General features: G+C 37.9%; 12 protein-coding genes, 8 tRNA genes and 1 rRNA gene. 4 read left to right on the top strand and 17 right to left on the bottom strand.

Annotation, left to right across the window (positions count from 1 at the left end; all coding sequences use genetic code 11):
- Positions 1–3 precede the first annotated feature (3 nt).
- The 3 genes from BCR23_RS11300 to pplA form a co-directional block, all read right to left on the bottom strand.
- On the bottom strand, positions 4–1,077 hold the full coding sequence (locus BCR23_RS11300) for an FAD:protein FMN transferase (RefSeq protein ID WP_069635594.1): 1,074 nt from the start codon (positions 1,075–1,077) through the stop codon (positions 4–6).
- Between the two features lie 201 nt (positions 1,078–1,278).
- Positions 1,279–1,518, bottom strand: a complete 240-nt coding sequence (locus BCR23_RS11295) for a hypothetical protein (RefSeq protein WP_069635593.1) — start codon at positions 1,516–1,518, stop codon at positions 1,279–1,281.
- A gap of 116 nt (positions 1,519–1,634) precedes the next feature.
- Positions 1,635–2,564, bottom strand: a complete 930-nt coding sequence (pplA, locus tag BCR23_RS11290) for an extracellular electron transfer flavoprotein PplA (RefSeq protein ID WP_069635592.1) — start codon at positions 2,562–2,564, stop codon at positions 1,635–1,637.
- 264 nt (positions 2,565–2,828) lie between these two features.
- Between pplA and BCR23_RS11285 the strand changes: the two genes are divergently transcribed.
- The 4 genes from BCR23_RS11285 (at position 2,829) to BCR23_RS11270 (ending at position 6,858) form a co-directional block, all read left to right on the top strand.
- Positions 2,829–4,736: an NAD(P)/FAD-dependent oxidoreductase gene (locus BCR23_RS11285; RefSeq protein ID WP_069635591.1), complete on the top strand. Its 1,908-nt coding sequence runs from the start codon at positions 2,829–2,831 to the stop codon at positions 4,734–4,736.
- Between the two features lie 96 nt (positions 4,737–4,832).
- Positions 4,833–5,255 (top strand): NusG domain II-containing protein, encoded by a 423-nt coding sequence (locus tag BCR23_RS11280; protein WP_069635590.1) that lies wholly within the window; start codon positions 4,833–4,835, stop codon positions 5,253–5,255.
- Between the two features lie 16 nt (positions 5,256–5,271).
- A complete protein-coding gene (locus BCR23_RS11275) occupies positions 5,272–5,832 on the top strand; it encodes a Gx transporter family protein (protein WP_069635589.1) in 561 nt (186 codons plus the stop codon).
- 39 nt (positions 5,833–5,871) lie between these two features.
- Entirely contained in the window at positions 5,872–6,858 is a 987-nt protein-coding gene (locus BCR23_RS11270) for a polyprenyl synthetase family protein (protein ID WP_069635588.1), read from the top strand.
- A gap of 41 nt (positions 6,859–6,899) precedes the next feature.
- Here BCR23_RS11270 and gor read toward each other — a convergent pair whose 3' ends face one another.
- The 14 genes from gor to rrf form a co-directional block, all read right to left on the bottom strand.
- Positions 6,900–8,252: a glutathione-disulfide reductase gene (gor, locus tag BCR23_RS11265; protein ID WP_069635837.1), complete on the bottom strand. Its 1,353-nt coding sequence runs from the start codon at positions 8,250–8,252 to the stop codon at positions 6,900–6,902.
- 66 nt (positions 8,253–8,318) lie between these two features.
- Positions 8,319–9,560 (bottom strand): peptidase U32 family protein, encoded by a 1,242-nt coding sequence (locus BCR23_RS11260; RefSeq protein ID WP_069635587.1) that lies wholly within the window; start codon positions 9,558–9,560, stop codon positions 8,319–8,321.
- Positions 9,561–9,572: 12 nt separating this feature from the next.
- Positions 9,573–10,493, bottom strand: coding sequence for a peptidase U32 family protein (locus tag BCR23_RS11255; protein WP_069635586.1), 921 nt, complete (start codon positions 10,491–10,493; stop codon positions 9,573–9,575).
- Positions 10,494–10,842: 349 nt separating this feature from the next.
- Positions 10,843–13,332: an ATP-dependent Clp protease ATP-binding subunit gene (locus BCR23_RS11250; protein ID WP_069635585.1), complete on the bottom strand. Its 2,490-nt coding sequence runs from the start codon at positions 13,330–13,332 to the stop codon at positions 10,843–10,845.
- Positions 13,333–13,336: 4 nt separating this feature from the next.
- A complete protein-coding gene (locus tag BCR23_RS11245; RefSeq protein ID WP_069635584.1) occupies positions 13,337–13,804 on the bottom strand; it encodes a CtsR family transcriptional regulator in 468 nt (155 codons plus the stop codon).
- Between the two features lie 171 nt (positions 13,805–13,975).
- Positions 13,976–14,049 (bottom strand) — tRNA-Pro (locus BCR23_RS11240).
- Between the two features lie 84 nt (positions 14,050–14,133).
- Positions 14,134–14,207: transfer RNA gene (locus BCR23_RS11235), tRNA-Arg, on the bottom strand.
- 11 nt (positions 14,208–14,218) lie between these two features.
- A tRNA-Leu gene (locus tag BCR23_RS11230) sits at positions 14,219–14,304 on the bottom strand.
- 15 nt (positions 14,305–14,319) lie between these two features.
- Positions 14,320–14,391: transfer RNA gene (locus BCR23_RS11225), tRNA-Gly, on the bottom strand.
- An 8-nt stretch (positions 14,392–14,399) separates the two neighbouring features.
- A tRNA-Thr gene (locus tag BCR23_RS11220) sits at positions 14,400–14,472 on the bottom strand.
- A gap of 33 nt (positions 14,473–14,505) precedes the next feature.
- Positions 14,506–14,587: transfer RNA gene (locus BCR23_RS11215), tRNA-Leu, on the bottom strand.
- A gap of 12 nt (positions 14,588–14,599) precedes the next feature.
- Positions 14,600–14,672: transfer RNA gene (locus BCR23_RS11210), tRNA-Lys, on the bottom strand.
- A 6-nt stretch (positions 14,673–14,678) separates the two neighbouring features.
- Positions 14,679–14,751 (bottom strand) — tRNA-Val (locus BCR23_RS11205).
- A gap of 14 nt (positions 14,752–14,765) precedes the next feature.
- Positions 14,766–14,860 (bottom strand): 5S ribosomal RNA (gene rrf, locus BCR23_RS11200); the annotation flags it as partial.

The following is a 14,860-nucleotide window of genomic DNA, read 5'->3' as shown; positions in this document are numbered from 1 at the left end:
TCCTTATTTCAGGTCTTTACGATCACCCATTGTATAGCCTGACTCTTTTCCTAGTTCAAAACTCTTTTCAATGTCCTTGCTTACATAAACTTTATCTTCTTTTGTAACAAAAATGACATCGACATCCTTCAAACCTTCAGCATATTCTAGCCCTTTTTTTACACCCATAGAAAATACTGCCGTTGATAACCCATCACCATCAATAGATTCCTTTGTAATTACCGTGACTCCGGCTATATCATTATCAAACGGATAACCCGTTTTCGGATCAAACAAATGGTGGTAGCTTTTACCATCTACTTCTAAAAAGCGCTCATAGATACCTGAAGTAACTAATGTTTTGTCGCTTTCTTGAATGGTTCCAATTACCGTATTACGTGCTTTATTGGGATCTTGAATACCAACATTCCAATCCATGTCTTTACCGCGAGGACTGTGCCCAAGGACATAGACATTTCCACCTAGATCAACGATTGCGGTCGTTACACCATTATCTTTTAAAACTTTTACTACCTCATCTGTAATAAATCCTTTGGCAATTGCTCCTAAATCAAGCTGCATGCCTTTTTCTTCAAGATAAACAGACTTATCTTCATCATTTAATTTTACTTTTTTATAATTAACTAATTTTAATGCTTGGTCAATTTCTTCTTGCGAAGGTTTACGAGCATCGTCAAAACCAATATGCCATAACTGCGTGATTGGACCAATAACCATATCAAAACCGCCAGAAGAATCTTCACTGTATTCATACGCTCGTTTTAGCAGTGGATAAATATCGTCAGAAACTTTAACTGGTTTGATTCCAGCTTGTTCATTGATTGCATCTATTTCCGATCCTTTTTCGTTTACAGTGATTTTATCGCCTAATTCTTTTACTCGATCAAAGGCTTTCTTCAAGACATCTTTTTTACCTTCATCATAAATTCTTACCTGTACATAGGTTCCCAGTAGTGATTGCTGATCCGAATAAGGTTCTTTATTGATTTTTGACTCTTTATTTTTCCCGCTACACCCTGCTAGAATAACTAAAATTAATGCCGCCATTACTATTATAAGTGATTTTCTGTTTTTCATTGTATCCCTCTTTCTAAATAGAAAAATTATCCTATTCATAGTAGCGCTTTTTCTCCTGAATGGAAAGGATTTTCTATCTATCTTTATGTATTTTGGTACTTTTTTAGATTGATGGAAGTACTGTTCATTTGATTGGTTTGTAGTGTATGTCAGCAAATGACCAGCTTGTAGCAATTCAATTTTGATACTATTCTGCCCCACTTAATCACTGATTACTATTTGTTGTTTTGGGTCAGGGTGTTTGGTGATCCCTAGTATCGTTACTTCTCTCTCTCCGTTCGCTAAGTACTGTTCATCATCTACTCTGCCACAGCCAGTCGTAGTGATTCCTAGTACGGTTACTTCTCTCTCTCCGTTCGCTAAGTACTGTCCATCATCTACTCTGCCACAGCCAGTCGTAGTGATTCCTAGTACGGTTACTTCTCTCTCTTCGTTCGCCAAGTACTGTTCATCATCTACTCTGGCATTGCCAGTCGTAGTGATTCACAGCAAAAAGCAGAACTCAGATAAATATCTGAATTCTGCACGTTTAATTCTTCAATTCACTCTAAGAAAAATTATTTTTTCATTACGATGTTATCTACAACGATTTCGTCAGTGTTGCCTTTTTCAGCGGCATTGATTAGTTGTTCAGCGTACATCATAAATGAATGAGAACTGTGAGTTGCGCCTGTTACGACTTCTACATCTGCAGCTGATTTACCTTCTTCATTCATTGTTTTTACTAATTCTTCATTTAACGTTTTGATGTATTCAGCAGGACCTACGCCAGATTTTGCTTTCATATTTTTGTTGTAATCAGCGTCATCTTTTTTAGATTTGCCTTCATCGTTCACATTATCGTAGTTAGACTCAGTTACTTTTCCACCTTTAACGACGATTGAAAATTCTGTGTGGTAGCCATTTGAGTTATTTTTTTCTTTCAATGAATACGTACCATCTTTAAGATCAGCACCATTGTCAATTTCGATTGTTTTTGTGTCACCAGCTTGAGCTGCTTGAATCAATTGTTGTGCGTAGTTTTGGAATGATTCACTAGAGTGAGTCGCACCAGTTACAACTTCAACGCCATCAGCGCTTTGTGCTTTAACAAAAGAATCATTTAATTCTTTAATGTATTCAGCAGGACCTACACCAGATTTTGCTTTCATGTTTTTATTGTAGTCTTTATCGTCTGCTTTTGATTTACCTTCAGCATTGATATTGTCATATTTAGATTCAGTGATTTTACCATCTTTAACAGTCATTTCAAATGTTGCACGGTAACCATTAGATTCATTCTTTTCTTCTAATTTGTACGTACCGTCTTGTAAATCTGCTCCAGCTTCTTTTTCTGTTGCTTTAGAAGAATCAGCTGTTTTTGATGTTGCAGTGCTTGAATCAGATGATTTTGCTGTGTCTTTCTTTTGATCTGATCCACATGCTGCTAATAAAAGAGATGAAAGTGCGATAGCTGTGAAACCTTTTACAATTTTGTTCATTTTCATTTCGGTCACCTTTTCCTTTTCTAAACATTCCACAAAATAAGTTTGTGATCTATTTTACATTCTATAGAAATTTTCGAATATGTCAAACACATTTATAAAAGAAATACAAAATTTTACCCGTTTTTCACGCTTTTTTAATAAAAAAAAATTATTTGCTCTAATTGCTAATTGTTATTAGACAAAACTAAAAAATCGCTATATAATGAATTCGATTGTGTAATTATTATCATTTTTTATTTCATATTTTTAAGGAGCGGATTATCAATGACAAAGCAAAAAATTGTCGTTGTGGGAGCTGGTTATGCTGGAGTTTCAGCAACTAAATTTTTAGCCAAAAAATTAAAAAAAGATTCTGACGTTGAAATTACTCTAATTGATCGTCATTCTTACCACACCATGATGACTGAGTTGCATGAAGTAGCTGGAGGGCGCGTTGAACCTTCTGCGATTCAATATGATTTACAACGTTTATTCTCACGTAAAAAGAATGTTAATCTTGTAACAGATACTGTAACGGGTATTGATAAAGACAAAAAAGTTGTTCAAACAAAGTTAGGTTCTTATGAATTCGACCAATTAATTATTGGTATGGGTGGAGAGCCAAATGATTTTGGTACTCCGGGTGTTAAAGAACACGGATTTACTCTATGGTCTTTTGAAAATGCTCTGAAAATTCGTGAACATATTTTGGAAACAGTTGAAAAAGCAGCTATTGAGCCTGATCCAGAAGTTCGTAAAGCTATGCTAACATTTGTTGTCTGTGGTTCAGGATTTACTGGTATCGAAATGGTCGGCGAATTAATCGACTGGAAAGATCGTCTTGCAAAAGAATTCAAACTTGACCCTAGTGAATTTACATTAATGGTCGTTGAAGCAATGCCGACAATCTTAAATATGTTATCTCGTAATGATGCAGCCAAAGCTGAACGTTATTTAGAAAAGAAAAATGTTCAATTACTATTGAATGCACCTATCGTTGAAGTTGCAGCAGATCACATCAAATTAAAAGATGGTTCTTCCGTTGCAACACACACATTGATTTGGACTGCTGGTGTTAAAGCAACTTCTGACGCTGCTGACTTTGGTTTAGAGTCTGCCCGTGGTAATCGCTTGATCGCTAATGAGTTTATGCAAGCCAAAGGATATGAAGATAAAAACATTTATATCGTTGGTGACTTGGTGTATTACGAAGAGTTTCCTGAAACACCAACACCGCAAATCGTTCAAGCAGCTGAACAAACTGGTCACACAGCCGCAGCTAATATTGTGGCTGATATCAAAGGTGCTGAAAAACACAAATTCAAAGGAAATTATCAAGGTTTCATGGTTTCTGTCGGCTCTAAATGGGGCGTAGCAAACCTATTTGATAAAATTCACCTTAGCGGCTTCTTAGCAATCATCATGAAGCATATCGTTAACTTGAAATATTTCTTTGATATCCGTTCTGGTTATTACATGTTCCAATATACTATGCACGAATTCTTCCATATTAAAGACGATCGTAATGTAACACGAGGACACTCTTCTCGTTACGGTAATGTTTTATGGAGCGTACCACTACGTGTATTCTATGGAACAGTTTGGTTAGTAGAATCAATGAAGAAAATTGTTGGAACTGGTGACTACTTGAAGCCAAGCACTTGGTTTGGTGAAGGTTCATGGTTTACTGACAAAGTTGCTTTCCCATTCCCATGGTTACAAGAACAAGTAACAACGGGGGCATCTGCCGCTGGTGGCGGAGCTGAAGCAACTGAAACAACAGCTAAAGCTGCTCAATTTGGTTTAAGCTATGCATACGGTGAAGAACCAATGCAGGTCTTCGACCATATGCCTAAATGGTTTGAAAGTGTGATGAAATTCATGATGCCAAACCAAGAAGTTGCTTTATTCATGCAAAAATTCATGACAATTGTTGAAGTCTTGATTGCTTTAGCATTGATCGCTGGATTATTCACTTGGTTAAGCAGTGCCGCTACAATTGGTTTAACAATTGCATTTTGTCTATCAGGTATGTTCTATTGGGTAAATATTTGGTTTATCTTTGTAGCCTTTGCCTTAATGAACGGCTCTGGACGTGCGCTTGGTTTAGACCGCTGGGTTATCCCTTGGTTGCAACGCAAACTAGGTAAATGGTGGTACGGAACACCTAAATCCAGATACGGCAATAAATAGTAAAAATCTAAGAGAGTTCTAGGTCTACTCCTAGAACTTTCTTTTCTCATTATGATAAAATAAGTGCAACTAAAGACTACAAAGGAGAGGAAAGAGTTGAATTTCAAAGAATTTATTCAAAAAAGTTACTTACGTCCATGGGATATTGTTATTATTTTACTTTTAACCATCAGTTCTTTCTTGCCCCTTGTTGTTTTTGGTATACAAAACACAGCACAAGATGATGCAACAAAACAAGCAGTATTAAAAGTAGATGGAGAAGTTATCAAAGTTTTTGAATTAAAGGAAGACGGACCCACGTATACATATAAATATGAAGATTCTGATGGTGATTATAATTTGATTGAGGTGAGCGGCGATAGAATTCGCATGGTAGAATCAAATTGCGGAGATCAAATCTGTGTAAAACGTGGTTGGATATCCAAAGCAGGCGAAACACCAATCGCTTGCCTGCCGCATAATTTATTCATCACAGTTGAGGCTTCTGATGGGAGTGAGGATGGCAGTTTGATTTATTAAACATTGTCAGTATATTATGAGTAAATTACAAAAAAACATCTATATTTCCATGCTAGTCGCCCAAGGCGTAATTATCGGATTAATTGAAAATATGATTCCTTATCCCTTTGCTTTTGCTCCTGGTGCAAAACTAGGGTTGGCTAACTTGATTACGATCATTGCCATTTTTACAATGCGAAAAAGAGATAGTTTCTTTTTAGTTTGTATGCGTCTGATTTTGACAACTCTGCTAGGCGGAACGATCTCTACATTCTTTTATAGTGCCAGCGGTGCTTTACTTAGTTATTTAGGAATGCTTGTTATTATGCAGCTAGGACCTAAACGTGTCAGCATTATCGGTATTAGCGCAGCTGGAGGCTTCTTGCATAATGTTGGACAACTATTGACTACTTGTTTCTTTGCTCAATCATGGGCTCCTATGCTTTATCTGCCATTCCTTTCGATCATCGGTCTATTATCAGGTATCGCTATAGGCATTGCAGCTAATTATCTATTGCGTCATGTTCAAACCTTACGCCAATTTCAATTAAACTACGAATCAACAACAAAACATAAATGGAGTCAATATTTCCAGTAACACTTTAGTCTGATCGAGTACAATCAAAGGAGTCATTTTATGAACATTCATCCAATGTGGAAAAAATATCCTGAACTAGCAAAGGAATTAAACAGTACATTAAAGCTGATGGAAAACAGCGTTAACCTAAAAAACAAAGAAGTAGAGCATGCGGTCATGTCCATGATTCATTCTGGAGGCAAGCTATTACGACCTGCCTATCAACTTCTATTTTCACAATTTGGTGAGAAGAGAGAGGCTAAAAAAGCTATTGCCTTAGCCGCTTCCATCGAGTTATTGCATACGGCAACATTAATACATGATGATATCGTGGATGACGCTGATATAAGAAGAAACTTACCAACTATTCGTTCTCAATTTGGTAACAGTACCGCAGTTTATGCTGGAGATTATCTGTTTGTTAGCTGTTTTAAACTCTTAGCGGACTACTCTTCTTCTTTAAAAAGTATTCAGTTGAACTCCAGAAGTATGGAAAAAATATTAAGTGGTGAGTTAGGTCAAATGGACAATCGCTATAATCTCGATATGACAATTGATCAATACCTAGAAAACATTTCTGGTAAAACAGCTGAACTTTTTTCACTAAGTTGCTTTGTTGGTGCTTATGAAAGTGGAACAACAGAACGATTTGCTAAAAATTGTGGAAAAATCGGCGAAAATATTGGAATCGCTTTTCAAATTATTGATGATGTTTTAGACTATACTCAAAGTCCTGAACAAATTGGCAAACCTGTATTGGAGGATGTTCGTCAAGGGATCTATTCATTGCCACTTTTATACGCTTTAGAAGAGGGACGTGAGATTCTACTTCCTTATTTAGAAAAAGGTGAGTCCTTAACTGATACTGAGACAAGTAAAATCTACGAGCTAGTTCATTCATTTAATGGCGTTGCTAAAGCACAAAAACTTGCTGAAGAGTATACTCAACAAGCCTTAAAAAGTATCAACAAATTGCCCGAAACATCTACTGGTGCTAAAAATAACTTATTGACAATCACACAAGCAATTCTTGCGAGAACAAATTAAGCATAAAAAGAGAGCGAAACAAATGCGTTTCGCTCTTTTTTCTATCTCATCGTCACAAATTCTTCTGACCCTGTCGGATGAATGGCTACTGTATTATCGAAATCTTTCTTCGTTGCCCCCATCTTAATAGCCACTGCAAAACCTTGCAGCATTTCGTCCACACCAAGACCAATCCCGTGCAATCCAACTATTTTTTCTTCTTCACCTACGCAAAGCAACTTCATATCACATTTTTGACGATATTCGCCTAATGCAAAATACATTGGTGTAAAAGTAGATTGATATATTTTAATGTTCTCATCACCATATTTTTCGACCGCTTCATTTTCCGTTAGACCTACTGTAGCAATCGGCGGATGGGTAAAGACAACCGTTGGTATTGTTTCATAATCTAAATATTCATTGACTTTCCCATTAAATAGGCGTTCTGATAACCTTCTTCCAGCTGCAATCGCAACAGGTGTTAAATCGATTTTTCCAATAACATCTCCCACAGCATAAATTCCTGATTGCGAAGTATTTTGAAATTTATCTACCTTCACAACACCGTGATCACCCAATTCAACATGAGTATTTTCTAACCCTAGTGAATCAGTATTCGGTTGGCGTCCAGTTCCGTAAATAATACAGTCTGCAGTAATTTTAGTCCCATTTTCGAATGTGATCACTAATGCTCCTGATTCAAGCTTCTCAATTGAACGAGGCGTACAATGAGGATAAATGTGCATCCCATCGTTACGATAGTGTTCGACAACTTTTTCAGATAGTAGTTCATCGAAATCACGTAGAGGACGTTCATTTCTAAAAGCCCAGTGAGTTTCAGCTCCAAGTCCATTAACCGTACCAGCAAGTTCCGCTGCTATATATCCAGCCCCCACAAAAACAACTCGTTTAGGCAATTCTTCTAAGGCAAAAAAACCATTGGAATCAATCGCATACTCTCCACCAGGAATATCCAATTTTGCAGGTCGTCCACCTGTTGCAATTAAAATATGTGGTGCAGTGTATGTTTCTTCGCCTGCTTTAACCGTATGATCGTCAACAAATGTTGCATACTCAGATAATACTTCAACATTATTGCTGTCTAATCCACGATGATAAGCAGCATGTAGGTTATTGATATAGGCTTCACGATTTTGAACAAGTTCTTTAAAACTAAATGCTTTTAACTCTACATCAAATCCGTATCCTTCTGTATCTCGTTTCATCATTTCCATCATGGAACTTGCTTGCCACATGACTTTTTTTGGTACACAACCAACATTAACACAGGTTCCGCCGATATCAGAAGCTTCAATCAGTAAAACTTTGGCGCCATGCATACCTGCACGATTTGCTGAAGCAATACCGCCACTTCCTCCACCGATTACGATATAATCATATTGTTTTGACATAGTTTCACTTGCCTTTCCTGCAATGAAAGGGATAGACTGCAACAGCCGATCCCCCAATCACTTTATTTATTTTTTCTTACGAATCATATCGCCAATGGCTACTGGCTTTTCAACCGGCATTGTCAAAATCATCATTGGATTTGGTGCTCGGTCAATCGATTCGCCATCTTCATTATACATAACTTCTACCGTTTGATGGAAGTGATTGAACCCAGGACCATAAAATTCGACCTCATCGCCTACACTGAAATGGTTTCTTTGGCGGATTGTTGCAACTTTTGTTTCAGGATCATAAGCCATAACTTCTCCAATAAATTTATATTGAGGAATTTTGCGGCGTTCTCCGAATAGTTGCTCTTCATCTGTTGGTACATGGTAATAAAAACCAGTTGAAAGCTCTCGTTGAGCTACTTTCCAAAGTTCGTCGATCCATTCTTGTTTACATTCATAATTTTCAGGATCTTCCATATACGTATCAACAGCTTTTTTATACACATTCGCTACAGTTGAGACGTAATGAATAGATTTCATCCGTCCTTCGATTTTAAAGCTATCCACACCATTTTGAATCAATTCAGGAATGTGTTGGATCATAGCCATGTCAACTGCACTCATTGAAAACTCTTCTTCTACTTCACCTTTATCCGTTAAGTTTGTCCGCTGACCACCAAACGGCATATCATATAACTCATATTTCCAACGGCAAGATTGAGAACAACCACCACGATTCGCATCACGCATTGACATATGGTTAGACAACGTACATCTACCTGAATATGAGATACACATTGCTCCATGGATAAACGCTTCAATCTCCACATCAGTATTTTTACGAATTTCTGCCACTTCATCCATTGATACTTCACGAGCTAAAACGACACGCTCTAAGCCTTCATTTTTCCAAAATTCTAGTGTTTCGTAATTCGTAGCTGAAGCTTGTGTAGATAAATGGATCGGTAAGCCTGGTGCCTCCAATGCACAAATTTCAATCAAAGCTGGATCAGAAACAATTACTGCAGAAATACCAACATCTCGTATTTCTCTGAAAAACTCTCCTGCGCCTTCTTGATTTCCTTCGTGAGTGACCATATTCGCTGCCACATAAACTTTTGCCCCATGTTCTTTGGCAAATGCTACTCCTTCAATCATATCTTCTTTTGTAAAATTCCCTGCACGGCTACGTAATCCGTAAGCATTCCCACCGATATAAACGGCATTTGCACCATAATGAATAGCTGTTTTTAGTTTTTCTAGCGTCCCTGCTGGTGCTAAGACCTCAGGACGCTTCAATGTTCGTTCGTTTGTCATGTGTTTTTCTCCTTATTTTATCTCGTCTGGATCTAAATCAAAGAATCCGATATCTAATCCACGATTTTCTGGATGCAGTGCTTTGATTTGCTCAATGGCATTTTCAGCATGCTGATTTGTCCAAAGATCTGCTTCGATTTTTTCTTTTGCATCTACGAATAGTTTAGCCACTTCTACAAAGTTTTCACCTGGCGCATAGATTCCATCTAGTTTCCACTTTGTGTAATTATGTTCATGAAGTTTATTTAATTCACCCATTAAATTTACATCATTATCCGCAAAAATATGTGTTCCATGGCTATCTTCATAAATAGAATAGTGCGTTTCCTCTTTTTTCGGTTCAGATATAAATAAACCACGTTCCTTGCTGACTGACTCATCATTTTTAGTAAAATTATAGTAGTTTTGCAACAAGGGACGTTTTGACTGATGGATACAAGTAGCGCCATAAACAAGAACTTCAGCAGGAACCATCAAATTATCCTTCATAGCTTTCATTTCTTCAAAAGGAACTTCACGTGCTAACACTGCTCCAATCGATCCACGTTTCGCCCAAAAATTGATTTGACGGGAACTGGTCACTAGCGTTTCTCCATCATAAATATAAGGAATCCCCACTTTATCCCTCTGCATCACAAATACAACGCCTGGATCACCAACTGTCACTTGATCTACGTTAATCTCTTTTAAAAATGTTAAATATTCCGGAACTTTTTTCATCTTTTCCGGATGCATAATCCCGTTTAGTGCAATAGTTACTTTTTTACCAGCTTCATGAGCCTTTTCAGTGATAATTCGCTGTTCCTCACGTGAAAAGGATGTCGGCAAACGCAGACCAAACATTTCTTCTCCGATATATAAAGTATCCACTCCTACTGCCAGTAACGCCTCTGCCTGTTCAATTGACTCAGCAGTCGCAATAAGTTCAATCATTTTGTATCCTCCCTTAAAAGCTGAATAACTTGTTTAGCATCGACTGAAAAATTTGAATGTAATGCTTTTTGTTACAGTCTATTTTTATCTTTTTTCCGCGATTCTGGTTCATGAAACTAGATAGTTTTAAAAGCTCATTCAGCCAACATTACTTAACGCAATTCTCTTTATTTTCGCAGCCTTCTGACGACTGTTTCATAGTAGCATAGGTTCACAAACTTTCCAATAGTCTCTCTTTATTTTATCGAACTTTTTTCACAAAATAATCTGTCTCTTTCTTTTCATCCCCCAAAATTAAAAATACCAAAGCAGACGATTATACGCTGCTTTGGTATTTCGATAGTTATAATTAAACTGGTTGTAATAATGATTCTTGTTTAGGTGTTTTAACATTCAAAGTTATTTTTCCTTTACTTGCTCCAATTGTTACTTTGTCACCTAAGTGGATCTGACCAGAAAGCAATGCTTCACTTAAACGATCTTCCACTTCTTTTTGAAGTGCTCTTCGAATCGGTCTTGCGCCATATTCAGGATCAAAACCAACTTTGCCGATCACTTCAATTGCAGCTGCTGTAATTTTCACATTGACATCTTGCTCTCTCAAACGTTGAACAATTGATTTACTCATAATTTTCACAATCTCGTGAATTTCAGCTTGATCCAGTGAGCGGAAGACCACAGTCTCATCAACACGATTTAAAAATTCAGGACGGAAGGCTTTTTTCAATTCTTCCATAATCCGTTTTTGCATCGCATCATAATCTTTCGTCAAATCTTTCACATTAAATCCAACATTTTTTTCTTCACGAATCGCTGTTGCTCCAATATTTGATGTCATGATCAAAATTGTGTTTCTAAAATCGACTTTGCGTCCTTTAGAATCCGTTAAGTGACCGTCATCTAGCACTTGTAATAAAATATTAAATACATCTGGATGTGCTTTTTCTACTTCATCTAACAAAATAACAGAATACGGTTTTTGACGAATTTTTTCAGTTAGTTGTCCGCCTTCTTCGTACCCAACATAACCTGGAGGGGAACCAATCAAACGGCTAGTACTGTATTTTTCCATAAACTCAGACATATCAACTCGAACAAGAGCGTCTTCACTGCCAAACATTGTTTCAGCCAACGTTTTAGCTAGCTCGGTTTTACCAACACCTGTTGGTCCTAAAAACATAAATGAACCAATTGGTCTGTTCGGATCTTTTAATCCACTACGAGCACGACGAATCGCACGTGAGACAGCTTGAACAGCTTCATCTTGGCCAACAACTCTGTGATGTAAGATACTTTCTAATTCAAGTAACCGTTCGCTTTCTTTCTTCTCCAACTGTTGTAAAGGAACACCAGTCCATTGCGAAACAACATTCGCAACATCCTGTTCAGTCACACGATTTGCATAGCCAGATGCTTCTTTTTGTTCCAACAATAGAATATTTTCTAATTTTCTAGCCAATTTTTTCTCTTTTTGACGTAATCTTGCGGCACTTTCAAACGATTGAGACTGAATTGCTTCTTCTTTTTCTTGCATCAAACGAGAGATTTCCAAACGTAAGTCGTTGATCTCAGAAGGCTCATCTGCCAAATCTAAACGTACTTTTGCAGCTGATTCATCCATCAAATCAATCGCTTTATCAGGTAATTGACGAGAATTAATATAGCGTACAGATAAATGAACTGCTGCATGTAACGCATCATCCGTAATTTCTACACCATGGTGTTCTTCATAACGAGGACGCAACCCCTTTAAAATTTCCTCTGCTTCTTCAGGGTTTGGCTCATCCACTTGTACTCGAGCAAAACGACGCTCCAAAGCAGAGTCTTTTTCAATATATTTTTGATACTCATCTAAAGTTGTTGCTCCGATCGTTTGCAACTCTCCCCGAGCAAGAGCGGGCTTTAAAATGTTAGATGCATCAATCGCACCTTCTGCACCACCTGCACCGATTAGAGTATGCAATTCATCAATAAATAAAATCACTTCTCCATCTTGATAAATTTCATCGATTACTTTTTTCAATCGATCTTCAAATTCACCACGATATTTCGTACCAGCAACCAAAGCACCCATGTCTAGCATCATCAAGCGTTTTTCTAACATATCATCAGGTACTTCACCATTAACGATTTTTTGAGCTAAACCTTCAGCAATGGCCGTTTTACCAACACCTGGTTCACCAACTAAAACTGGATTATTTTTAGTTCTGCGGCTTAAGATTTGGATCAAACGTCTAACTTCTTGTGATCGCCCAACAACAGGATCTAGATCATTTTCTCGTGCTAATTTAGTTAAATCACGTGCTAAAGAATCTAAAGTCGGCGTTCCTTTAGGTGCTGCTTTTTGCGCTTGATTATTACGACGGCGTCCCACATTACCGCTCATTTGCGGATCAGTAACTCCGATTTTTTTCATTATTAACTGACGCATTTTTGATAAACTTAATCCTAAATTCAATAAAATACGTGAAGCTAGTATATCTTCGTCTCTTAATAATCCAAGTAAAATATGTTCTGTTCCTATATTTGGTGCACCTAGTCGTTTAGCTTCATCACCAGCATAAGCAAAAACTTGTTTTGCACGAGGAGAGTACGGTAGATATGCACCTTTAGGATATCCTTTAACCGTTCCATATCCAGTTAAATGTTCAATCTCTTCACGGATATCATTTTTCTCTGCGTTTAACTGGCGCAAAGCTTTCCCTGCAATTCCGTTTGGTTCCAATACTAAAGCTAACAATAAATGTTCTGAGCCAACAGATTGATGCCTAAAATATTTTGCTTCTTCTTGTGCAATAGCTAAAACTGCCTTGGCACTTTCTGTAAATAATTCATCCATACTATCATTCCTCCTCGTAACTCAAACGTTCTAAAAATGAATGCATCAATTGAGCACGTAAATAATCTTCATTTGATCCTGCTTTGCCGAGTACTTGTTTTCCAAGTACAGACAACATAATATTTCCTTCTCTCTTCGTAATTACTTCTTCTTCATACAACTTTTGTACAAAAATCAGTGCATCCTTTTCTGAGAGTTCATTCCCTGTAAATTGGGCGATTTGTTTTAACAACTGGTCACTATCAGAAATTTGTACTTTTGCGATTCTGATATAACCGCCACCACCACGTTTACTTTCCACAGAGTACCCACGTTGAATCGTAAAACGTGTGTTGATTACATAATTAATCTGGGAAGGAACACAATTGAACAAGTGAGCCATTTCTGCTCTGCGAATTTCAATTTTACTGCTGTCTTCAAGAATCTTCTTTAAATATGCTTCTATTAAATCTGAAGTATTTTGATTACTCATCACACTCATCCTTTTCCCTTGACTAATACTGACCTTAATTATACATAATTTTAAGTGTTTAATAAAGAAGAATGCCCGATTTGATGAGAAAAGATAAATGTGCTCCAATATGTAGTGTTCATCATTGATGATTGAACAAAAAAGAACAGAGTAATCACTCTGTTCTACAAATCGGGAAGACAGGATTCGAACCTGCGACCCCTTGGTCCCAAACCAAGTGCTCTACCAAGCTGAGCTACTTCCCGTAGCTATAATAATAAAAAAAGACTAAACGCTTAAAAGGAATCAAGTTCTTTGAACCTTCTAATTCGCAGTCAACATTTCAACTATGCACCCAAAGGGAGTCGAACCCCTAACCTTTTGATTCGTAGTCAAACACTCTATCCAGTTGAGCTATGGGTGCTACATTACTAATGCCGAGGACCGGAATCGAACCGGTACGGTGATCACTCACCGCAGGATTTTAAGTCCTGTGCGTCTGCCAGTTCCGCCACCCCGGCGAAAAGAACAAGCTAAGCGGAAAACGGGGTTCGAACCCGCGACCCCCACCTTGGCAAGGTGGTGCTCTACCACTGAGCTATTTCCGCAATTTGGATGCCGGCTAAAGGATTTGAACCCTCGACCCTCTGATTACAAATCAGATGCTCTACCAACTGAGCTAAGCCGGCGTAATTCGCCTAGTTATGTAACGAGACTAAAAATGCGGGTGAAGGGACTTGAACCCCCACGCCGTAAGGCGCTAGATCCTAAATCTAGTGCGTCTGCCAATTCCGCCACACCCGCAAAATATTTCTATGAGCCGTGCAGGGCTCGAACCTGCGACCCTCTGATTAAAAGTCAGATGCTCTACCAACTGAGCTAACGGCTCAAAAAATGGAGGTTGACGGGATCGAACCGCCGACCCCCTGCTTGTAAGGCAGGTGCTCTCCCAGCTGAGCTAAACCTCCAAGACAACACTTTAGCGTGGCGACGTCCTACTCTCACAAAGGGAAACCCTTCACTACAATCGGCGCTAAGAAGCTTAACTTCTGTGTTCGGCATGGGAACAGGTGTATC

Source organism: Enterococcus quebecensis (assembly GCF_001730365.1).
GTDB lineage: Bacteria > Bacillota > Bacilli > Lactobacillales > Enterococcaceae > Enterococcus_L > Enterococcus_L quebecensis.
The sequence above is the reverse complement of the archived record's forward strand: the minus strand, read 5'-3'. Positions and strand labels throughout refer to the sequence as shown.